We start from the raw sequence: 20,537 nt of genomic DNA, 5'->3' as shown, positions 1-20,537 counted from the left end.
CTCGCCATGTGCGGCATCGTCGGCACCCTCGCTGCCTCTCCCGTCAACCAGCTCCTGTATGACGCGCTGCTGCTGCTGCAGCACCGCGGCCAGGACGCCGCCGGCATCGTCACGATGCAAGGCCCCAAGTGCTTCATGCACAAGGCCCGCGGCATGGTGCGCGACGTCTTCCGCACCCGCAACATGCGTGCGCTGCCCGGCAACATCGGCCTGGGTCAGGTGCGCTACCCGACTGCCGGTAACGCCTACAGCGAGGAAGAGGCCCAGCCCTTCTACGTCAACGCGCCGTTCGGCATCGTGCTGGTGCACAACGGCAACCTGACCAACGCCCATGCGCTGAAGGACGAGCTGTTCGACGTCGACCGCCGCCACATCAACACCGAGAGCGACACCGAGGTGCTGATCAACGTGCTGGCCCACGAGCTGGAGCTGGCCGCGCGCGACCTGCCGCTGACGCCCAAGGAAATCTTCAACGCCGTGCGCGCCGTGCAAAAGCGCATCAAGGGCAGCTACGCCGTCATCGCGCTGATCGCCGGGCAGGGCCTGCTGGCCTTCCGCGACCCCTACGGCATCCGCCCGCTGTGCTTCGGCCGTTCGGCCAACGGCGAGTTCATGGTCGCCAGCGAAAGCGTGGCGCTGGAAGGCACCGGCCACCAGCTGGAACGCGACCTGGCGCCCGGCGAGGCGCTGTTCATCGACCTGACCGGCAAGCTGCACACCGAGCAGTGCAACGACAGCCCGTCGCTGAACCCCTGCATGTTCGAGTTCGTCTACCTCGCGCGCCCCGACTCGGTCATGGACGGCATCTCCGTCTACCAGGCCCGCCTGAACATGGGCGAGACGCTGGCACAGCGCGTCATCTCGACGATGCCGCCCAACGAGATCGACGTCGTCATCCCCATCCCCGAGAGCAGCCGCCCGTCGGCCATGCAGCTGGCCCATCGCATCGGCAAGCCCTACCGCGAAGGCTTCGTGAAGAACCGCTACGTCGGCCGCACCTTCATCATGCCGGGGCAGGGCGCGCGCAAGAAGAGCGTGCGTCAGAAGCTCAACGCCATCGGCGTCGAGTTCAAGAACCGCAACGTGCTGCTGGTGGACGACTCCATCGTGCGTGGCACGACGTCCAAGGAGATCGTGCAGATGGCCCGCGACGCCGGCGCCCGCAAGGTCTACCTGGCCTCCGCCGCGCCGCCGGTGCGCTTCCCCAACGTGTACGGCATCGACATGCCGACGCAGGAGGAACTCATCGCCCACGGCCGCAGCATCGAGGAGATCCGCGAGTACATCGGCGCCGACGCGCTGATCTACCAGGACGTGGACGCGATGAAGCGCGTCGTCGCTGCGCTGCGCCCCGGCCTCGCCGGCTTCGAAGCCAGCTGCTTCGACGGCCACTACGTGACCGGCGACGTCAGCTTGGCCGACTTCGCTGCGATCCGCGAGCAGCGCGCGTCGCAGGGCGACGAGGAAGACGCCGCCGCCCGCAGCCGCCTGGCGCTGCAGAGCGGTAGCGAAGGCTGAATGCGCACCCCGACAACATCGAGTCCCGAATGAGCTCCTTCGACAAGATCCGCACGCGCATCGCGCCGTCGCCCACCGGCTTCCTGCACCTGGGCACCGCCCGCACCGCGCTGTACTCCTGGGCCTATGCCCGCCACCACGGTGGTGAATTCGTGCTGCGCATCGAGGACACCGACGTCGCCCGCTCCACGCAGGACTCGGTCGACCAGATCATTGCCGCGATGAACTGGCTGGGCCTCAGCTACGACGAGGGCCCGATCTACCAGATGCAGCGCCTGGACCGCTATCAGGCCGTCATCGACCAGCTGATCGCCGCTGGCCGCGCCTACCGCTGCTACGCGACGCCCGAAGAGCTGACCGAGATGCGCGAGGCCCAGAAGGCTCGCGGCGAGAAGACGCTGTACGACCGCCGCTGGCGCCCCGAGCCCGGCAAGGTGCTGCCGACGCCGCCGGAAGGCGTGAAGCCGGTCATCCGCTTCGCCAACCCCATCGAGGGCGATGTGACCTGGGACGACGTCGTCAAGGGCCCCATCACCATCAACAACCGCGAGATCGACGACCTCATCATTGCTCGCACCGACGGCGTGCCGACGTACAACTTCGCTGTCGTCGTCGACGACTGGGACATGCGCATCAGCCACGTCTTCCGCGGCGACGAGCACGTCAACAACACGCCCTGGCAGATCAACATCTTCAACGCGCTGGGCGCGCCGCTGCCGTCCTTCGGCCACCTGCCCATCATCCTGGGCGACGACGGCCTGAAGCTGTCCAAGCGCCGGGGCGCCGTCAGCGTGATGGACTACGCGGCCAACGGCTACCTGCCGGAAGGCATGCTGAACTACCTGGCCCGCCTGGGTTGGAGCCACGGCGACGACGAACTGTTCTCGGCCGAGCAGATGGTCAGCTGGTTCGACGGCACGCACTTGTCCAAGAGCCCGGCCCAGTGGGACCCCGCCAAGCTGGACTGGGTCAACGGGCACTACGTGAAGCAGATCGACGAAGGGCGGCTGGCCGCGCTGGTGGTCGAGCAGTTGGCCACGAAAGGCATCGCCGTGACGGTGGCGCAGGTGCAGCCCAAGGTGGGCCTGTTCAAGGACCGTTGCGCAACTGTTGCCGCGCTGGCTGACTGGCTCGCGATGTACTTTGCGCCGGTGGCACCGTCTGCCGAGGACCTGGCCACGCATGTGACCGATGCCGTCCGTCCTGCGGTTGCGGCCCTCGCCGAACGCCTGGCCGGCGTGACCGACTGGACCAAGGTCAACATCCAGCAGGCACTGAAGGACACGCTGGCGGCCGTCGGCCTGAAGATGCCCCAACTGGCCGTGCCGGTGCGCGTCATCGTGTGCGGCCGCGCGCAGACGCCCAGCCTGGATGCGGTGCTCGAACAGTTCGATCAGAAAAAAGTTCTCGAACGCTTGCAATCCCTCTGAAATTCGTCATATACTCTTGGTCTCGCTTGAACAGCGCTGTTAACGAAGAGATCGGCAACGCAAGTTGATGGTTGAATCGAAAACAACGGGGGTATAGCTCAGCTGGGAGAGCGCTTGCATGGCATGCAAGAGGTCAGCGGTTCGATCCCGCTTACCTCCACCAAACGGGTTTCCTGTTTGGCGGCGCGCGGTTCAAGTTATGAAGGATTCGTCCCCTTCGTCTAGAGGCCTAGGACACCACCCTTTCACGGTGATTACAGGGGTTCGAATCCCCTAGGGGACGCCAAGTTTGATGAGCTTGGGTATTATTGAATAAGCGAAAGCTGTGCGATAATATCGAATTCATCCCACGCGGAGTGGTAGTTCAGTTGGTTAGAATACCGGCCTGTCACGCCGGGGGTCGCGGGTTCGAGCCCCGTCCACTCCGCCAAGGTTTTCATCGGGTTCGCCCGGTAAATGAACGGCCAATTTATTGGCCGTTTGTTTTTGATGATGATTTTGAATCACGCTCCACCCGGGGGTATAGCTCAGCTGGGAGAGCGCTTGCATGGCATGCAAGAGGTCAGCGGTTCGATCCCGCTTACCTCCACCAAATCAAACTCAGGTTTGATCGGTAGCGTGATTTAAAATCGAAAGGTTCCGTCCCCTTCGTCTAGAGGCCTAGGACACCACCCTTTCACGGTGATTACAGGGGTTCGAATCCCCTAGGGGACGCCAGATTGCTGCCGCAAGGCGAATATTTGGATTCTCGTCGCAAGACGGGAGAGTTTGATGAAACTCAGATATTGTTGAATTACAATATTGAATTCATCCCACGCGGAGTGGTAGTTCAGTTGGTTAGAATACCGGCCTGTCACGCCGGGGGTCGCGGGTTCGAGCCCCGTCCACTCCGCCAAAATCGCAATGCGCCGAAGCCCTCACGGGTTTCGGCGCATTTTGTTTTTGGATGCCCGGTAACGGGCGTATGACAAATGCCTGGCGTCAGGAGACGCCGCGTGCCGGCGCCGGCGCATTGCCGGTGTCTTCTCCGCCGCCGCCCCCGGTGTTGCCCTGGGCTTGGCTGCCGGTGTTGGTTGGGCGCTGTTCCGCCGGCGTCGTGCGCGCGCTCTCGGTGGTGGCGGCACGTTTGCCGCCGACGACGAGCCGCGCCAGTTTGACCACTTCACTGGCCTCGGCGGGCAGTCCACCCGCGAGCAGGCCCAGTGTGAGGCTCAGACTTATCCATCCCTTGCTTGGTCGCATTTCCAACTCCGGCCTTGCGATTGCAAGGCGTGATGCACAGTGTTCAGCAAGCGAACCCGTCAAACCAGTCCGGCGCGACGAATTGCGCTTTCCCGGGGATGAACTGCGGCAGGGTGCGGGCGGTCGATCGGGCGCAGAAAGCAAAACGGGCCCAGAGGGCCCGATCGTGCTTGGCGGAGAGGGCGGGATTCGAACCCGCGGTGGGTATTAGCCCACACACGCTTTCCAGGCGTGCGACTTAAACCGCTCATCCACCTCTCCTGCAAGCCTACCATCATAACCGATTACGCGCGGCTGCGGAGAAACTTGCTGCCTTCAGATAGCAAGTCGCCAATCCAGCCGGTGGACGACATTGTTCAGATGCAGCATGCGTCGCGAATAGGCCAGCGCGTGGCCTTCGCCGTCGATCAGTGCGACGTTGCACAGGATGTTCATCGGGTCGAACAGCGCGACCACGTCGGGCTGGATCTCCGTCCATTCCCACGCGATCCGGATGGGTTGGTGGTCGGCCGTGGACCAGACGTCCCGGCCGCAGCGCAATCCGTCGCGGCTGCGCTCCACACGCACGCGCCGGCCCACCTGGCGAAGCTCATGGGTCGCCAAATCGAACTCGTTTACAGTCTTGACGACCCATCCGCAGGTCATCAGTCGCCATGCTGCCGGCTGCATCCGGGTCTCCCGTCATCTGCATGACTTGCAGTTTGCGTTTGTCCCCGGCGCCTCGCGCCTACCAACCCTAGTAGCGCCTGGTGCCAGGATGAACCTGCAGCGATACGAACAAGTCAGCCAGGCGCCGGATCTCGCGGCGTTCAGGCAGGGCCTCGTCGACTTCGCGCACGACCAGGGTTTCGGCCTGGTCGTCGGTGTGCTGGCGGTCGAGCGGCTTGGCGCCAGTGGCAAGACGGACTACTTCTCGGTGGGCAACACGCCGGAGAAGTTTCTGCAGGCATCGCGAGACCCGGCGTTCGCCCGGCGCGACCCGGTCCACACGCAGCTGATGCAGCGCTGGACGCCGCTGATCTACGACCAGGACTTCTACGTCAAGTCCGGTGCCGCCGACCTGTGGGACATGGTGGCGCCGTTCGGCTACCGCACCGGCGTGGCCGTGGCAGTGCACATGCCCGGCCACAAGCGCCTGCTGCTGGGCATGGATCGCGAGCAGGCGCTACCCACGGACAGCCTCCAGCTGAACCGCATGGTGGCGGACCTGCAATTGCTGGCCGTGCATGCGCAGGAGGCTGCCGCCCGGCTCCTGCTGCCGCCCAGCCCGATCCAGCTGCCGCAGCGGCAGCTGGAGATCCTGCGGCTGACGAAGGAGGGCAAGAGCGCCTGGGTCGTCGGCAACCTGCTGGGCATCAGCGAGAACACGGTGAACTACCACCTGAAGCGCCTGTTCCAGCAGCTGGACGTGTCCACCAAGGGGCAGGCCGTCATGAAGGCGATGGAGCTGGGGCTGCTCTGACCGGGGCTGCCGGGACTACCAGGGTTTGTAGTTCACCCGGTAGGGCGAGGCCTCCACACTGCGTGCCATCTCAACCGCTGCACGGATGGCGCCAATGCAAAACCTGTCGTTCTGGGACGTGATCATCGAGCTGCTGGGCTTCCCGTTCACCGGCGGCTGAATCGTCTGACCCCGGAGGTCAACCGAAAAGCGTTTCCTCCACCGCTTTCGTTCGGCGCCCCCCGAACGTCTTGCACCCGCGACCGCCCCTCACCGGGCCCTCGCGGGTTTTTTTCGCCTTGCCTCAGGTCTTGCCAGCGGCCTTGACCAGCCCCATGGCCGTGCCGATCAGCCCGGCCACCTCGCTCATGTTGCCCGGCACGATCATCGTGTTGTTCTTCTGCGCGAGCTGGGCGAAGGCGTCCACGGCCTTCTCGGCGACCTTGAGCTGCACCGCCTGGTCGCCGCCCGGCTGCTGGATGGCGGACGCGATCTTGCGGATGGCATCGGCCGTCGCATCGGCCACGGCCGTGATGGCGGCGGCCTCACCCTGGGCCTGGTTGATGTCGGCCTGCTTCTCGCCCTCGGAGCGGGCGATGGCAGCCTCGCGCTCGCCGGTGGCGATGTTGATCTGCTCCTGGCGCCGGCCTTCCGACGCGGCGATCAGCGCGCGCTTCTCGCGTTCGGCGGTGATCTGCGCCTGCATGGAGTGCAGGATGGCGGGCGGCGGCGTCAGGTCCTTGATCTCGTAGCGCAGCACCTTGACGCCCCAGTTCAGCGCCGCCTCGTCCAGCGCCTGCACGACGGAGCTGTTGATGACATCGCGTTCCTCAAAGGTGCGGTCCAGTTCCATGCGGCCGATGACGGAGCGCAGCGTCGTCTGCGCCAGCTGCGTGATGGCGACGACGTAGTTGCTGGCGCCGTAGCTGGCGCGCATCGGGTCGGTCACCTGGAAGTAGAGGATGCCGTCGACGGTCAGCTGCGTGTTGTCCTTGGTGATGCAGACCTGGCTGGGCACGTCGAGGGGAATTTCCTTCAGCGAGTGCTTGTAGGCCAGCCGGTCGACGAAGGGCACGAGGAAGTTCAGCCCCGGCGTCAGCGTCCCGTGGTACTTGCCCAGGCGCTCCACGACCCAGGCGTTCTGTTGCGGCACGACCTTGATGGCGCGGACGATGAAGATGGCAGCGATGACGAGGATGACGAAGGCGATCTGAAATCCCATGGGTTCTCTCCGGGTGATGGTTTGGTTCAGCGGTCCAGCAGCAGGCAGCTGCCTTCGATCGCGCGGATCACGTGCCGGCCGCCTTGTGCCGGCGCGCTGCCGATGAAGCGCGCCTGCCATGCGGCGCCGCGGTAGTGCACCTGGGCCAGCCCCCCGCCGGACCAGTGGTCGACCTGCACGCTCTGGCCGATGTCGAGATTGACGTCCGGGTTGCTGGCGGCGGGCGCGGCCTTGGGCACCCGGCTGCGGTGCCGGTACCACGCCATGACGGCGGCGCCGCCCAGCAGCGCGGCGGCCAGCATCTGCCCGGCCGGCGCGAGGCCCAGGTGGGCCGCCAGCGCGCCCGCTGCGGCACCCACGGCCAGCATCAGCAGGTAGAAGCTGCCGCTGGCCAGTTCGGCCGCCACCAACACACCCGCCACGATCCACCAGACGGTGGCCCAGTTCCAGTCCATGTCGCCTCCCAAGGTCCGTATTGCCCGGGGCAGTTTATAGACCGCACCGACACGGCCGGCACACACTGCGGCCCTACACTTCGCCGCTTCGTTTTTTGATGCCCGCCCGCTGGAGGCCGCGATGATCCGTTTTCACTTTCCCGTCGTCATCATTGACGAGGACTACCGCTCCGAGAACACCTCGGGCCTGGGTATCCGCGCGCTGGCCGAGGCCATCCAGAAAGAGGGCATGGAAGTGCTGGGCGTGACGAGCTACGGCGACCTGTCGCAGTTCGCCCAGCAGCAGAGCCGCGCCTCGGCCTTCATCCTGTCCATCGACGACGAGGAGTTCACGCCCGGCCCCGACCTCGACCCGGCCGTGCTGAACCTGCGCAAGTTCATCGGCGAGATCCGCTTCCGCAACCCGGACATCCCGATCTACGTCTACGGCGAGACGCGCACCAGCCAGCACTTGCCCAACGACGTGCTGCGTGAACTGCACGGCTTCATCCACATGTTCGAGGACACGCCGGAGTTCGTGGCCCGCCACATCATCCGCGAGGCCCGCAGTTACCTCGACGGCCTGGCGCCGCCGTTCTTCAAGGCGCTGATGGAGTACGCCCAGGACGGTTCCTACTCCTGGCACTGCCCCGGCCACTCCGGCGGCGTGGCGTTCCTGAAGAGCCCGGTGGGCCAGATGTTCCACCAGTTCTTCGGCGAGAACATGCTGCGCGCCGACGTCTGCAATGCCGTGGAAGAACTGGGCCAGCTGCTGGACCACACCGGCCCTGTGGCCGCGTCCGAGAAGAATGCCGCACGCATCTTCAATGCCGACCACTGCTTCTTCGTCACCAACGGCACGTCCACGTCCAACAAGATGGTGTGGCACCACACGGTGGCGCCGGGCGACGTGGTCGTCATCGACCGCAACTGCCACAAGAGCAACCTGCACGCCATCATCATGTGCGGCGCCATCCCCGTCTTCATGACGCCGACGCGCAACCACTACGGCATCATCGGCCCCATCCCCGAGAGCGAGTTCAGCCCCGAGGCCATCCGCGCCAAGATCGCCGCCAACCCGCTGCTGGCGCACATCGACCCGGCCACCGTCAAGCCCTCCATCGTCACGCTGACGCAGAGCACCTACGACGGCGTGCTCTACAACACCGAGACCATCAAGAAGAAGCTCGACGGCTACATCCCGACGCTGCACTTCGACGAGGCCTGGCTGCCGCACGCGGCTTTCCACGACTTCTACGGCCAGTTCCACGCGATGGGCAAGAACCGCCCGCGCCCCAAGGAGGCCATGGTCTACGCGACGCAGTCCACGCACAAGCTGCTGGCTGGCATCTCGCAGGCCTCGCAGGTGCTGGTGCAGGACTCGCAGTCGGTGAAGCTGGACAAGCACCTCTTCAACGAGGCCTACCTGATGCACACCAGCACCAGCCCGCAGTACTCGATCATCGCGAGCTGCGACGTGGCTGCCGCCATGATGGAGCCGCCCGGCGGCACCGCGCTGGTGGAAGAGAGCATCAAGGAGTCGCTGGACTTCCGCCGCGCGATGCGCAAGGTGGAGGGCGACTACGGCGACGACTGGTGGTTCAAGGTCTGGGGGCCGGACTATCTGCGCTCGGAAGAGGGCAGCGAGCCGGTGTCGGCCGACTGGATGCTGCACGCCAATGAGGACTGGCATGGCTTCGGCGACATGGCCGAGGGCTTCAACATGCTGGACCCGATCAAGTCCACCATCATCACGCCCGGGCTGGACATGGAAGGGCGCTTCGCCGCCACCGGCATCCCGGCGTCGGTGGTGACGAAGTTCCTCGTCGAGCATGGCGTCGTCGTCGAGAAGACGGGCCTCTACTCGTTCTTCATCATGTTCACCATCGGCATCACCAAGGGCCGCTGGAACACGCTGCTGACGGCGCTGCAGCAGTTCAAGGACGACTACGACAAGAACGCGCCGCTGTGGCGCATCCTGCCGGAGTTCTGCGCCAAGAACCCCAAGTACGAGCGCATGGGCCTGCGCGACCTCTGCCATAGCATCCACCAAGCCTATGCCGAGGGCGACATCGCGCGGCTGACGACGGACATGTATCTGTCCAACCTGCAGCCGGCCATGACGCCCACGGACGCCTACGCCCACATCGCGCAGCGCAAGACCGAGCGCGTCGCCATCGACGAGCTGGAAGGCCGCATCACGACCTCGCTGCTGACGCCTTACCCGCCCGGCATCCCGCTGCTGATCCCGGGCGAGCGCTTCAACAAGAAGATCGTCGACTACCTGAAGTTCACGCGCAGCTTCAACGCCAAGTTCCCGGGCTTCGCGACCGACGTGCACGGCCTCGTGCACGAGATCGACGAAGAGTCCGGCCGCGGCTTCTACTACGTGGACTGCGTCAAGGCCTGAGGGCCGGTCAGGCCATGAAGCCCAGGTCCTGTGGCGCGAACGCGCCCAGGGCCGGGAAGGCCGTGGCGAGCCCGGCGGCGTCGGCGCCGAACCAGCGCGCCAGCGTCGCGCCGAACTGCTCCAGCGACGTGCTCGGGATGAGTGCGCCGCGGCTGCCCGCGTCGTCCGCGCCGCCTAGCGCGGGGTAGGGGAAGCGGCCGTAGACCTGGCCGCCCTTCACGGCGCCGCCGAGGATGAGGTGGTGGTTGCCCCAGCCGTGGTCGGTGCCCGAGCCGCTGGGCTGCAGCGAGCGCCCGAACTCGCTCTGCGTGAAGCTGGTGACGAGCGGGGCCACGCCCAGCTCCACCGTCGCGTTGTAGAACGCGCCCATCGCGTCGCCGAGCTGGCGCAGCAGGTCCCACTGCTGCCAGCTCTGGCCGCTGTGCGTGTCGAAGCCGCCCAACTGCACGAAGAACACCTGGCGCCGCACGCCGACGCTGCCGCGCAGCGCGATGACGCGGGCCACCTGCTGCAGCTGACGGCCGAGGTCGGTGCCGGGGAAGACCGTGCCGACCGTGCCCGCGCCGCTGCTGCGCAGCAGCGCGCCCAGGCTCAGCGCATCGCGCCGCACCTGGTTGGCGGCCTGGATCAGCCGCACGCCGCCGTCCAGCGCCAGGATCTCGTTCAGCGCCTGTGCACGCGCCGCCGTGGCGGTGGCGGGCCAGGTGCTCATGCCGCTGACGTCCAGGTTGAAGCCCGGCACCAGGCTGGCGCTGGGCACCTGCGCGCCGTTCGTGAACAGCGCGCCGCCGGCCATCGACACGGCGGCCGGGAAGCGCGACGCGCCGTTGCGCGCGATGACCGCGTCGGCCGCGCGCCCGCCCCAGCCGGTGCCGCCGCCGCTGGCGTTGCCGGCCTGCGCGAGCTGCATCTGGTCCGAGTGCGAGAACAGGTTGGCCGGCAGCGTGGCCGTGCCGTTGACGATCTGCGCGCGCGTTGTCGGCGCCAGCAGCGGGCCGACGTTGGCGATGGCCCCGAGCCGGCGCTGCGCCCACAGCGGGTGGATGGCCTGCAGCCCCGAGTTCAGCGCGTAGGCCACGCCGTCGGTCGTCGTGATGGGCAGCAGGCTGGCGGACTGGTCCGGCAGCGCCAGGCCGCCGCGGATCTGCCGGTAGGCCGCATACGCGGCCGCGCCCTGCGGCACGAGCACGTTGTGCCCGTCGCAGCCGCCGGCCAGGAAGATGCAGACGAGGGCGCGGTAGTCCTCGGCCGCCTGTGCCTGCGAGGGCAGGGTGGGCGCGGCGGTGAGGGCGCAGGCCGCGCGCAGCAGGGCGCGGCGGGTGGTGTTGCGGGTGCTCATGGCGCGTCCCCTTCAGTGTTGGATGGCGTGCTGGCCGGACAGCAGCGTCAGGTACAGCGCCGTCTGCACGCGCTGCGTCGCGTCGGGCTGGGCGTTGATGGCGTTGGCCAGGCTCTGGCGCATCGCGGGCGACATGCGACCCCACAGCAGCGCCTGGTCCACCGCGTTGATGAGCGCCGTGGTGTCGCCCGCCGCGGCGGTGAACGGCTGCAGGTTGACGCGCAGGTTGGCGCCGGGCTGCGTCAGCAGGCCCCACAGGAAGTTGCCGCGCAGCGTGGCCTCGGTGGGCGTGTAGATCTGGAACTCGGGTGCGGCCAGCGTCGTCTGTGGCAGCCGGAACAGCTGCGCGTAGTGGCCGAAGACGGAGGGCGGCGTCAGCGGCGTCTGGCCGGTGCGGCCGATCTCCCAGCCGAGCTGGTTGCCGGCCTGGAAGCCCCCGTTGAGCGCGCGCAGCGTGGCGGCGATGTGCTGGACGGGGTCGCGCAACCGGCCGTCGTTCATGCCCGCCGCGTCGTTGCGCGCCTCGGGGTCGAGCAGCACGGCCCGCACGACGGCGCGCAGGTCGCCGCGCACGCCGCTGCCGTTGTTCGTAAACACGGCTGATACGCGTTGCACATAGGCCGGACTGGGGTTGCTCTTCACCAGTTGGCGGATCAGCCGCAGCGACACGAAAGGCGCCGTGTTGGGATGCTGGAACAGGCAGTCCAGCGTCGCCTTCAGGTCGGCCTCCACGCCCTGGCTGGCCGCCAGCGAGCAGCCGAGGAAGCTCTTGGCGCGCGGGTCGTGGTTGACTTCGCGCGACACCAGCGGGCCGCCGAAGTTCTCCCAGTTGTTGTTGCCGGCACCGGCGTAGGTCCAGCCGGTCAGCGCCAGCGCCACCTGCTGGACGGCGGCCTGGTCATACGTCGGCACGGGGCGGCCGGCCAGGTCCAGCTGCGGGCTGCCGTCGGCATTCAGCCTGACGAGGCCGATGGTGAACAACTGCAGCAGCTCGCGGGCGAAGTTCTCGTTGGCCGCCGAGCCGCCCAACGGCCGGTTGCTGTTGGCCAGGTCCAGGAACTTGCCCATCTGCGGGCTGCGCGCCACCTCCTCCAGCAGCGCGCGGTAGTTGCCGAACGCGTGCTTGCCGAGCGTGCGCAGGTGCGGCACCAGCTCATCGGGGTAGATGTTCTTGTTGGCCGAGATGACCAGCACCTGCGCCAGCGCATAGGCCACGCGCTGGCGCAACTGGTCGGGCGCGTCGCTCAGCCGCGTCAGCATCTGCGACTGCGCCGTGCTCATGCTGCGGTCGGTGGGCACGGTGATGGCGGTCTCGGCCATCGCGAACTGCTCGTTCAGCCAGTCCTCGGTGCCCAGCGCCTGCAGGCGCGCCACGGCGCTGGCGTTGGGGCCGAACGTGGCCTGCTCCAGGAAGCGCGCCGCGGCCAGGTTGGCCGTGCCCTGGCCCGGGCCGGGCGCAGGGGAGGGGGCCGGCGTTGGTGCGGGCGCCGGAGCGGGGGACGGCGCCGGGCTGGGTGTCGGGCTGGGCGTTGGCGCGGCCGCTGCCACGGCGAGCTGGACGACGTCCGAGCCGATGGCGCCCAGCCCCGTGGCCCAGACCTGCACCGGCTGGCTCTTGCCCACCCACGTCGCCGGCGCCACGGCGGACGCCTGCAGCTGCGTGGCCGACAGCCGCGTGACGCTGGCCTGCAGGTCGCCAATCTTCACGGCCACGTTGACCGGGAACGACGCGCCGTTGAGGCGGATCGTGAACGCGCCCGCCTGCACGCTCGCCGGGCTCAGGCTCCACAGCCGCGGCTGCACCTGCGTCACGGCCAGCGTGACGCTGCCGGACTTGGCCGGGTAGGCCGTGCTCGTCGCCTTCACGACGATGTTGTTGGCCGCCGGCACCGCGGCGGGCGCCGTGTAGCGCCCCGTCGCGTCCACCGTGCCCAGCGCGGCATTGCCGCCGGCGATGTCGTTGACGCTCCAGGTCACCGTGTTCGGCGACAGCGGCACATAGGCCGTCAGCTGGCGGCTGCTGCCGATGGGCAGGCTGCCGCTGCTGTAGACGGTGATGGTCTGGGCGGCGAGCGGGCCGGCGCCCAGGCTGCCCAGCAGGGTCAGCGCGGCAAGGCGGCCGAGACGTAACGGTTGGGCGGCGGGCATGGGCGGGCTCCGTGGGGCGATCGCCTGTGGCCTGCAACGCCCATGCCTGCGAAAAAACGGCGTCGATCTGACCAGATGCGTCGCTTGCGGCATCGCAGGGCCGCCCCGGGTGACGAGATTTGTCGCGGCGTGACGCACTCTGTCAGATCTGATGGGGCTTCCGGGCCCGCGCGCGCACTTGTCACCAGATGTGAGCCTGTTACGAATGCGGCGGTGCGCATGCCTAGAACTAGGGTGTCGGTCGAAATGACAGTGGGTCGGTCATTTCTGATGGTCGTCGCCCACGGGCCACCGGCGATTCCCGAAAACAGACGCTGGATCAATCGCTTGCGCGACCTAGGGGGCCGGGCTGGCATGCGCCATGCGCCCAGGGGTGTTCGTCCACTACTGCCTGGGAGATTCCCATGAGATCGACTTACAAAGCACTCGTCGCCGCGGCGGCCCTGGCGCTGGCCTCGGCGGCCCCGGCCGTGCCGGTGGCGCTGACCAAGCTGACCGGCCTGACCGGCGGCACGGCGGCCGGCACCGCGGTCTACAAGGCCGACCTGTCCAGCATCGGCCTGTCCACCATCCTGTCCATCGGCATCCGCGACAACAGCAGCGGGCTGGGCGGCGCGGCCGGCCAGTTCTCGGGCTTCGACCTGGACGCCATCAAGCTGTCGATGACCGACTGCCTGGACGCCGCCTGCGCCGCGACGGCGGTGGCCGTGCCGGTGTTCAACTTCACGACCGGCACGCTGTTCGCGCCGGGTGCGCAGCGCGCGCCGACCGACCCCAAGCTCTTCGGCACCGACGCTTCCGGCGCCACGCTCGACGACGCGGTCGCGACGCTGGGCCTGTTCGACGCCGAGTCGTCGACCGTCACGCCCGCCGGCTTCCTCAGCATGGGCGACAACGGCACGATCGACTTCAACCTGACCGCCGCCACGTCGACGGCCGGGCTGTTCCTCTACATCGGCGAGGTGGGCGACAACGGCGAGGTCGCCGCCGGCTCCATCCTCGTGCGCGACACCCCCACCGGGCTGCCCGAACCCGGCGGGCTGGTGCTGCTGGGGTTCGCGGCGGCCGGCTTCGCGTCCTGGCGCCGGCGCCGCGGCTGAGCGCGGGGCGCCGGGCCGGGCCGCTTACTCGGCGGCCATGGCCGTGTGGCTGAAGCCGCCGTCTACGTAGGTGATCTCGGCGCTGATGCCGGCCGACAGGTCCGATAGCAGGAAGGCGGCCGTGTTGCCGACGTCCTCGATGGTCACGTTGCGGCGGATCGGCGCCTGGGCCGCGAACTGGCCCAGCAGCTTGCCGAAGTCCTTGATGCCGGACGCGGCCAGCGTCTTGATCGGGCCGGCCGAGATGCCGTTGACGCGCACGCCCCTGGGGCCCAGCGCCTGCGCGAGGTAGCGCACGCTGGCCTCCAGGCTGGCCTTGGCCAGGCCCATGGTGTTGTAGTTGGGCACCACGCGCATGGCGCCGAGGTAGCTCAGCGTCAGCAGTGCCGCGCCTTCGCGCAGCCGCGGCGCGGCCAGCTTGGCCATGGCGGGGAAGCTGTAAGCGGAAATATCGTGGGCGATGCGGAAGTTCTCGCGCGTCATGCCTTCCAGGAAATCTCCGGCAATCGCCTCGCGGGGCGCAAAGCCGATGGAATGCACGAAGCCGTCGAACTCGGGCCAGACTTCGCCCAACTGGTCGAACAAGGCCTGCATCTGCTCGTCGCTGGTGACGTCGCAGTCATAGATCAGCTTGGAATCGAATTCCGCGGCGAATTCGCTGATGCGATCCTTGAAACGCTCGCCCTGATAGCTGAAGGCCAGTTCGGCCCCTTCGCGGTGGCAGGCACGGGCAATGCCGTAGGCGATGGAACGGTTGGACAGTACGCCCGTGATCAGCAGCCGCTTGCCGGCGAGAAAGCCCATTCTTGTCTCCAGTGAGGTCTCAAACAGCCTCAGATTCTGGCACGTGATGGGGTGGGCGGCTTGCCGGCACGGGACTTGCACAGTACAATGCGAGCTTCACTGGAAATGACAAACCGCTTCGGACGATATCCCCCGGGGCTGGATCTGGTGAAAGAGGTGGGCGGATTCATCCAGCCCATTTTTTTTGCTTTTCGTTTTTCTTCGCCTCGGATCAGGACTCCATTTCACGCATGAGTTGGCAAACCGCTGTTGAGACCACCGTCGCCGGCCTCGGCTACGAACTCGTGGACTGCGAACGCAGTGCCGGTGGCTTGCTGCGCGTGACGATCGACCGGCTGCCCGCCGAGGCGGCCGCCGGCGAACTGATCACGGTGGACGATTGCGAGAAGGTGACGCGCCAGCTGCAGTATGTGCTGGAGGTCGAGGCTTTCGATTACAGCCGGCTCGAGGTGTCCTCGCCGGGGCTGGATCGACCGCTACGCAACGCGGCGCACTACGCGCGCTTCGTTGGCCAGGAAATCGACATCACGCTGAAGCACCCCTTCCAGGGGCGCAAGAAATATCGCGGCATCGTCAGCGCCCAGCCCGGCGCGGAGAACGACCAGGCCTGGCGCCTGGTGTTCGATGAAGACGGTGCCGAACACGCGCTCGACTTCACGCTCGACGAGGTGCGCGACGCGCGCCTGGTGCCGATGTTCAGTTTCAAGGGGCGTGGCGGCGAGCCTGCCCCCGATCGGAAGCCCGGCCAGCGGGGCGTCATCAAGCCGAAGAAAGTACCGGCGAAAAAACAAGCGGGCGAGCCCACCGAGGCGGCGCCCGGCCAAGACAAGGTTGACGGAGGTCTCAAGCAATGAACCGCGAAATGTTGATGCTGGTGGATGCGATCTCGCGCGAGAAGAGCGTGGAGCGCGATGTCGTGTTCGGTGCGGTGGAAGCCGCCCTGGCCTCGGCCACCAAGAAGATTTACGGCGGTGAAGCCGACATCCGCGTGAGCGTGGATCGCGATTCGGGCGAGTACGAGACCTTCCGCCGCTGGCATGTCGTGCCCAACGAGGCCGGCCTGCAGAACGCCGACGCCGAGATCCTGCTGTTCGAGGCCCAGGAGCAGATCGCCGACATCGAGGTGGACGACCACATCGAGGAACCCGTCGAGTCCGTGCCCATCGGCCGCATCGGCGCACAGGCCGCCAAGCAGGTCATCCTGCAGAAGATCCGCGACGCCGAGCGCGAGCAGCTGCTGAACGACTTCATGTCGCGCGGCGAGAAGATCTTCGTCGGTACCGTCAAGCGCCTGGACAAGGGCGACATCATTGTCGAGTCCGGCCGCGTGGAAGGCCGCCTGAAGCGCAGCGAGATGATCTCGAAAGAGAACCTGCGCACCGGCGACCGCGTGCGTGCCGTCATCCTCGGCGTGGACCCGACGCAGCGCGGTCCGCAGATCATGCTGTCGCGTTCGGCGCCCGAGTTCATGAAGGAACTCTTCGCGCAGGAAGTGCCGGAAATCGAGCAGGGCCTGCTGGAGATCAAGAGCTGCGCCCGCGACAGCGGCAGCCGCGCCAAGATCGCCGTCGTCAGCCATGACCGCCGCGTCGACCCCATCGGCACCTGCGTCGGCGTGCGCGGTTCGCGCGTCAACGGCGTGACCAACGAGCTCGCTGGCGAGCGCGTGGACATCGTGCTGTGGAGCGAGGACCCGGCTCAGTTCGTCATCGGCGCGCTGGCCCCGGCCAACGTGCAGAGCATCGTCGTCGATGAAGAGCGCCATGCGATGGATGTCGTCGTCGACGAGGAAAACCTCGCGATCGCCATCGGCCGCGGTGGCCAGAACGTGCGCCTGGCGTCCGAGCTGACCGGCTGGCGCATCAACATCATGTCGGCCGAGGAATCGGCCGCCAAGCAGGAACTGGAAAGCGAATCGGTGCGCAAGCTCTTCGTCGAGAAACTCGACGTGGACGCCGAAGTCGCCGACATCCTGATCGCCGAAGGCTTCACCAGCCTGGAAGAGGTCGCCTACGTCCCCATGCAGGAAATGCTGGAGATCGAGGCCTTCGACGAAGACACCGTCACCGAGCTGCGCACCCGTGCCAAGGATGCGCTGCTGACGATGGAAATCGCCAAGGAAGAGAAGGTCGAGGAGGTCTCCCAGGACCTGCGTGACCTCGAAGGCGTCACGCCCGAGCTGCTGGCCAAGCTGGCAGCTGGCGACATCAACACCCGCGACGACCTGGCCGACCTGGCCGTGGACGAATTGGTCGAACTGTCCGGCCTGGACGAGGCGGCCGCACGTGCGCTGATCATGAAGGCTCGTGAACACTGGTTCAACGACTGATCGATCAACAACACAAGCCGCGCCGCACCGAAAGCAATTTGAAGGATCCCCACATGGCCGTGACTACCGTCGCCCAATTCGCCGCCGAGCTGAGCAAGCCGGCGAGCAGTCTGCTGGAGCAGCTGCAAGCCGCGGGCGTCAAGAAGTCTTCCGTCGACGACTCGCTGAGCGAGAGCGACAAGGAACGCCTGCTCGACCACCTGCGCAGTGCCCATGGCACCGCCGGTGCCGAGCGCAAGAAGATCACGCTCGTCAAGAAGTCGACCACCGAGATCAAGCAAGCCGACGCCTCTGGCAAGGCCCGCACGATCCAGGTCCAGGTCAAGAAGACTCGCACCTTCGTCAAGCGTGACGAATCCGGCGAAGAGGTCTCTGGCCCCGACGACGCCGACCTGCGCCGTCGCGAGGAAGAAGCCCAGGCCCAGGCCGAGGCGCTGCGCCAGCAGGAAGAAGAGCTGGCCGCCAAGGTGAAGGCCCGCGAGGACGCCGAACGCGCTGCGCGCGAGGCTGCCGAGCGCCGCCGCGCCGAGGAGCAGGCTGCCGCCGAAGCCGCCGCTAAGGCGGCTGCCGAGGCTGCCGAAGCCGCGGCCGCCGCCGCTGCCGCCGAAGCGGCAGCCGCCAAGGCCACCGACAAGACCGGTGAGCAGGTTGCCGAGGCGCGCCAGCGCAGCGCCGCCGCTGCCGCCGCCGAGGCCGCTGCCATCAACAAGGCGGCTGCCGCCAAGCGCGCCCCCAAGGCCGCACCGGCACCTGAGGTGGTGGCTCCGCCGCCACCGGCGCCGGAAGTCGTCGCGCCGCCGCCGCCGGCTCCTGCGCCCGCACCCGAGGCTGCCAAGCCAGCGCTGCGCGTCGTCAAGGCCGTCGATGCCGCTGCCGAAGAGAAGCAGAAGCAGGACGACCTGGCCCGCCGCCGCAAGGCCGCCGAGGACGAGGCCGCCAAGATCCGCGCGATGATGAACGCACCCAAGAAGGTGCTCGTCGCGAAGAAGCCCGAGGAGCCCAAGCCCGCTGAAGGCGCCGGCATCAAGGGCACCATCCACAAGAAGGCGGGCGCTCCGGCGCCGGCCGCGGCCACGACCGGCGCTGGCGCCGGCAAGCCGGGCGACAAGAAATCGGTCAAGTCCGAGAAGCTGTCGTCCAGCTGGGCCGATGACGCCGCCAAGAAGCGCGGCCTCAAGACCATCGGTGCCGGCCCCGCCGGTGCCGGCCGCCCGGGTGGCGGTGGCAACTGGCGCGCTCCGGCGCGTGGTGGCCGCGGTGGTCGCGGTGGCCGTGACGACGGTGGCTCCAACTTCACGCCGCCGGCCGAGCAGCAGACCATCGAGGTCCATGTGCCCGAGACCATCTCGGTCGCCGACCTGGCGCACAAGATGTCGGTCAAGGCTGCCGAGGTCATCAAGCAGCTGATGAAGCTGGGTCAGATGGTCACCATCAACCAGCAGCTGGACCAGGAAACGGCCATGATCCTCGTCGAGGAAATGGGCCACAAGGCGATGGCCGCCAAGCTGGACGATCCGGACGCCTTCCTGGAAGAAGAGGGCACCGCCGCCGAGCAGCAGCACGAGTCGCTGCCGCGCGCGCCGGTCGTCACCGTCATGGGTCACGTCGACCACGGCAAGACCTCGCTGCTGGACTACATCCGCCGCAGCCGTGTGGCCGCGGGCGAAGCCGGCGGCATCACGCAGCACATCGGCGCGTACCACGTGGAAACCCCGCGCGGCATGATCACCTTCCTGGACACCCCGGGTCACGCGGCCTTCACGGCCATGCGGGCTCGCGGTGCCAAGGCGACGGACATCGTCATCCTGGTCTGTGCGGCCGATGACGGCGTCATGCCGCAGACGAAGGAAGCCATCCACCACGCGAAGGCGGCTGGCGTGCCCATCGTGGTCGCCATGACCAAGATCGACAAGCCCGACGCCAACGCCGAGCGCGTCAAGAGCGAGCTGGTGGCCGAGCAGGTCGTGCCGGAAGAGTTCGGCGGCGATTCGCCGTTCATCGGCGTGTCGTCCAAGACCGGCCAGGGCATCGACGAGCTGCTGGAGCAGGTGCTGCTGCAGGCCGAGGTGCTGGAGCTGAAGGCGCCGGTGGAATCCATGGCCAAGGGCCTGGTCATCGAAGCCAAGCTGGACAAGGGCCGCGGCCCGGTGGCCACGGTGCTGGTGCAGAGCGGCACGCTCAAGCGCGGCGACGTCGTGCTGGCCGGTTCCACGTTCGGCCGCGTGCGCGCCATGCTGGACGAGGACGGCAAGGCCGCCACCGAGGCGGGTCCGTCCATCCCGGTGGAAATCCAGGGCCTGACCGAAGTGCCGCAGGCCGGCGACGAGTTCATGGTGCTGAGCGACGAGCGACGTGCCCGCGAAGTGGCCACCTTCCGTTCGGGCAAGTACCGCGACGTCAAGCTGGCCAAGCAGCAGGCTGCCAAGCTGGAGAACATGTTCAGCGAGATGGGTGCGGGCGACGTGCAGACGCTGCCCCTCATCATCAAGTCCGACGTGCAGGGTTCGCAGGAAGCGCTGGCCGCCTCGCTGCTCAAGCTCAGCAACGCCGAGGTCAAGGTGCAGATCGTCCACGCAGCGGTCGGCGGCATCAGCGAGAGCGACATCAACCTCGCCATCGCGTCCAAGGCGGTCATCATCGGCTTCAACGTGCGTGCCGATGCCGGTGCGCGCAAGCTGGCCGAGGGCAATGCCGTCGATCTGCGTTACTACAGCATCATTTACGACGCTGTGGATGACGTGACGAAGGCGATGTCCGGCATGCTGGCGCCCGAGCAGCGCGAAGAGGCCCTCGGTACGGCCGAGATCCGCGTCGTGTTCGTCGCTTCCAAGATCGGTACGGTGGCCGGCTCCATGGTCACCAGCGGCCTGGTGCGCCGTGGCGCGCGCTTCCGCCTGCTGCGCGACAACACCGTCGTCTACACGGGCGAGGTCGAGTCGGTGCGCCGCGAGAAGGACGACGTGCGCGAGGTCAAGGAAGGCTTCGAGTGCGGTATCAAGCTCAAGAACTACAGCGACATCAAGGAAGGTGATCAGCTCGAGTTCTTCGAGATCAAGGAAGTGGCCCGCACGCTCTGACCCACAGTCCCGAGGGTTAACCCCGCCCCTCGGGGCGGGGTTT

The 20,537-nt window shown here is 67.3% G+C and carries 15 protein-coding genes and 7 tRNA genes; 14 read left to right on the top strand and 8 right to left on the bottom strand.

What is annotated here, in order from left to right; all coding sequences use genetic code 11:
- The first annotated feature begins 6 nt into the window (after positions 1-6).
- The 8 genes from purF (at position 7) to AC1Q7O_RS05165 (ending at position 3,843) form a co-directional block, all read left to right on the top strand.
- The gene (gene purF / locus AC1Q7O_RS05200; RefSeq protein WP_492658257.1) at positions 7-1,518 is read left to right on the top strand and encodes an amidophosphoribosyltransferase; all 1,512 of its coding nucleotides are present in this window, start codon (positions 7-9) and stop codon (positions 1,516-1,518) included.
- Positions 1,519-1,547: 29 nt separating this feature from the next.
- Entirely contained in the window at positions 1,548-2,948 is a 1,401-nt protein-coding gene (gltX, locus tag AC1Q7O_RS05195) for a glutamate--tRNA ligase (protein ID WP_492658258.1), read from the top strand.
- 87 nt (positions 2,949-3,035) lie between these two features.
- Positions 3,036-3,111: transfer RNA gene (locus AC1Q7O_RS05190), tRNA-Ala, on the top strand.
- A gap of 47 nt (positions 3,112-3,158) precedes the next feature.
- Positions 3,159-3,234, top strand: a tRNA-Glu gene (locus AC1Q7O_RS05185).
- Positions 3,235-3,301: 67 nt separating this feature from the next.
- Positions 3,302-3,378 (top strand) — tRNA-Asp (locus AC1Q7O_RS05180).
- 86 nt (positions 3,379-3,464) lie between these two features.
- Positions 3,465-3,540: transfer RNA gene (locus AC1Q7O_RS05175), tRNA-Ala, on the top strand.
- A 49-nt stretch (positions 3,541-3,589) separates the two neighbouring features.
- A tRNA-Glu gene (locus AC1Q7O_RS05170) sits at positions 3,590-3,665 on the top strand.
- A 101-nt stretch (positions 3,666-3,766) separates the two neighbouring features.
- A tRNA-Asp gene (locus AC1Q7O_RS05165) sits at positions 3,767-3,843 on the top strand.
- Positions 3,844-3,929: 86 nt separating this feature from the next.
- Here AC1Q7O_RS05165 and AC1Q7O_RS05160 read toward each other — a convergent pair.
- The 3 genes from AC1Q7O_RS05160 to AC1Q7O_RS05150 all read right to left on the bottom strand — a co-directional run bounded on the left by AC1Q7O_RS05160 (position 3,930) and on the right by AC1Q7O_RS05150 (position 4,859).
- Positions 3,930-4,190: a hypothetical protein gene (locus tag AC1Q7O_RS05160; protein WP_492658259.1), complete on the bottom strand. Its 261-nt coding sequence runs from the start codon at positions 4,188-4,190 to the stop codon at positions 3,930-3,932.
- A gap of 171 nt (positions 4,191-4,361) precedes the next feature.
- Positions 4,362-4,451: transfer RNA gene (locus AC1Q7O_RS05155), tRNA-Ser, on the bottom strand.
- 54 nt (positions 4,452-4,505) lie between these two features.
- Positions 4,506-4,859 (bottom strand): DUF4902 domain-containing protein, encoded by a 354-nt coding sequence (locus tag AC1Q7O_RS05150; protein WP_492658260.1) that lies wholly within the window; start codon positions 4,857-4,859, stop codon positions 4,506-4,508.
- An 88-nt stretch (positions 4,860-4,947) separates the two neighbouring features.
- Between AC1Q7O_RS05150 and AC1Q7O_RS05145 the strand changes: the two genes are divergently transcribed.
- The gene (locus AC1Q7O_RS05145) at positions 4,948-5,652 is read left to right on the top strand and encodes a helix-turn-helix transcriptional regulator (protein ID WP_492658261.1); all 705 of its coding nucleotides are present in this window, start codon (positions 4,948-4,950) and stop codon (positions 5,650-5,652) included.
- Positions 5,653-5,935: 283 nt separating this feature from the next.
- Here AC1Q7O_RS05145 and AC1Q7O_RS05140 read toward each other — a convergent pair whose 3' ends face one another.
- Entirely contained in the window at positions 5,936-6,853 is a 918-nt protein-coding gene (locus AC1Q7O_RS05140) for an SPFH domain-containing protein (protein ID WP_492658262.1), read from the bottom strand.
- A gap of 26 nt (positions 6,854-6,879) precedes the next feature.
- Positions 6,880-7,308, bottom strand: coding sequence for an NfeD family protein (locus tag AC1Q7O_RS05135; RefSeq protein WP_492658263.1), 429 nt, complete (start codon positions 7,306-7,308; stop codon positions 6,880-6,882).
- 121 nt (positions 7,309-7,429) lie between these two features.
- Between AC1Q7O_RS05135 and AC1Q7O_RS05130 the strand changes: the two genes are divergently transcribed.
- A complete protein-coding gene (locus AC1Q7O_RS05130; protein WP_492658264.1) occupies positions 7,430-9,697 on the top strand; it encodes an Orn/Lys/Arg family decarboxylase in 2,268 nt (755 codons plus the stop codon).
- A gap of 7 nt (positions 9,698-9,704) precedes the next feature.
- Here AC1Q7O_RS05130 and AC1Q7O_RS05125 read toward each other — a convergent pair whose 3' ends face one another.
- Entirely contained in the window at positions 9,705-11,036 is a 1,332-nt protein-coding gene (locus AC1Q7O_RS05125) for a DUF1501 domain-containing protein (RefSeq protein WP_492658265.1), read from the bottom strand.
- A 12-nt stretch (positions 11,037-11,048) separates the two neighbouring features.
- Entirely contained in the window at positions 11,049-13,184 is a 2,136-nt protein-coding gene (locus AC1Q7O_RS05120; protein WP_492658266.1) for a DUF1800 domain-containing protein, read from the bottom strand.
- A gap of 404 nt (positions 13,185-13,588) precedes the next feature.
- Between AC1Q7O_RS05120 and AC1Q7O_RS05115 the strand changes: the two genes are divergently transcribed.
- A complete protein-coding gene (locus AC1Q7O_RS05115) occupies positions 13,589-14,284 on the top strand; it encodes a PEP-CTERM sorting domain-containing protein (protein ID WP_492658267.1) in 696 nt (231 codons plus the stop codon).
- 24 nt (positions 14,285-14,308) lie between these two features.
- On the opposite strand, the gene fabI is transcribed toward AC1Q7O_RS05115, so the two are convergent.
- Positions 14,309-15,088: an enoyl-ACP reductase FabI gene (gene fabI / locus AC1Q7O_RS05110; protein ID WP_492658268.1), complete on the bottom strand. Its 780-nt coding sequence runs from the start codon at positions 15,086-15,088 to the stop codon at positions 14,309-14,311.
- Between the two features lie 230 nt (positions 15,089-15,318).
- Between fabI and rimP the strand changes: the two genes are divergently transcribed.
- From rimP to infB, 3 genes are read left to right on the top strand one after another with little or no spacing between them, the layout of a single operon-like run.
- A complete protein-coding gene (gene rimP, locus AC1Q7O_RS05105) occupies positions 15,319-15,942 on the top strand; it encodes a ribosome maturation factor RimP (protein WP_492658269.1) in 624 nt (207 codons plus the stop codon).
- Positions 15,939-17,417 (top strand): transcription termination factor NusA, encoded by a 1,479-nt coding sequence (gene nusA / locus AC1Q7O_RS05100; RefSeq protein WP_492658270.1) that lies wholly within the window; start codon positions 15,939-15,941, stop codon positions 17,415-17,417. Before rimP ends, nusA begins: the two co-directional genes overlap by 4 nt.
- Before the next feature lie 53 nt (positions 17,418-17,470).
- Entirely contained in the window at positions 17,471-20,494 is a 3,024-nt protein-coding gene (gene infB / locus AC1Q7O_RS05095; RefSeq protein ID WP_492658271.1) for a translation initiation factor IF-2, read from the top strand.
- Positions 20,495-20,537: the final 43 nt, after the last annotated feature.

Source organism: Roseateles sp. GW823-FHT07B05, from assembly GCF_058794515.1.
The sequence above is the reverse complement of the archived record's forward strand: the minus strand, read 5'-3'. Positions and strand labels throughout refer to the sequence as shown.

Bases quoted from the DNA above. Each gene is read 5' to 3' on its own strand.
- rimP (WP_492658269.1), top strand. From the start codon at position 15,319: ATGAGTTGGCAAACCGCTGTTGAGACCACCGTCGCCGGCCTCGGCTAC.
- AC1Q7O_RS05160 (WP_492658259.1), bottom strand. From the start codon at position 4,190: ATGCGACCAAGCAAGGGATGGATAAGTCTGAGCCTCACACTGGGCCTG.
- AC1Q7O_RS05120 (WP_492658266.1), bottom strand. From the start codon at position 13,184: ATGCCCGCCGCCCAACCGTTACGTCTCGGCCGCCTTGCCGCGCTGACC.
- nusA (WP_492658270.1), top strand. From the start codon at position 15,939: ATGAACCGCGAAATGTTGATGCTGGTGGATGCGATCTCGCGCGAGAAG.
- fabI (WP_492658268.1), bottom strand. From the start codon at position 15,088: ATGGGCTTTCTCGCCGGCAAGCGGCTGCTGATCACGGGCGTACTGTCC.
- AC1Q7O_RS05140 (WP_492658262.1), bottom strand. From the start codon at position 6,853: ATGGGATTTCAGATCGCCTTCGTCATCCTCGTCATCGCTGCCATCTTC.
- gltX (WP_492658258.1), top strand. From the start codon at position 1,548: ATGAGCTCCTTCGACAAGATCCGCACGCGCATCGCGCCGTCGCCCACC.
- AC1Q7O_RS05130 (WP_492658264.1), top strand. From the start codon at position 7,430: ATGATCCGTTTTCACTTTCCCGTCGTCATCATTGACGAGGACTACCGC.
- AC1Q7O_RS05150 (WP_492658260.1), bottom strand. From the start codon at position 4,859: ATGCAGCCGGCAGCATGGCGACTGATGACCTGCGGATGGGTCGTCAAG.
- AC1Q7O_RS05145 (WP_492658261.1), top strand. From the start codon at position 4,948: ATGAACCTGCAGCGATACGAACAAGTCAGCCAGGCGCCGGATCTCGCG.
- infB (WP_492658271.1), top strand. From the start codon at position 17,471: ATGGCCGTGACTACCGTCGCCCAATTCGCCGCCGAGCTGAGCAAGCCG.
- purF (WP_492658257.1), top strand. From the start codon at position 7: ATGTGCGGCATCGTCGGCACCCTCGCTGCCTCTCCCGTCAACCAGCTC.
- AC1Q7O_RS05125 (WP_492658265.1), bottom strand. From the start codon at position 11,036: ATGAGCACCCGCAACACCACCCGCCGCGCCCTGCTGCGCGCGGCCTGC.
- AC1Q7O_RS05135 (WP_492658263.1), bottom strand. From the start codon at position 7,308: ATGGACTGGAACTGGGCCACCGTCTGGTGGATCGTGGCGGGTGTGTTG.
- AC1Q7O_RS05115 (WP_492658267.1), top strand. From the start codon at position 13,589: ATGAGATCGACTTACAAAGCACTCGTCGCCGCGGCGGCCCTGGCGCTG.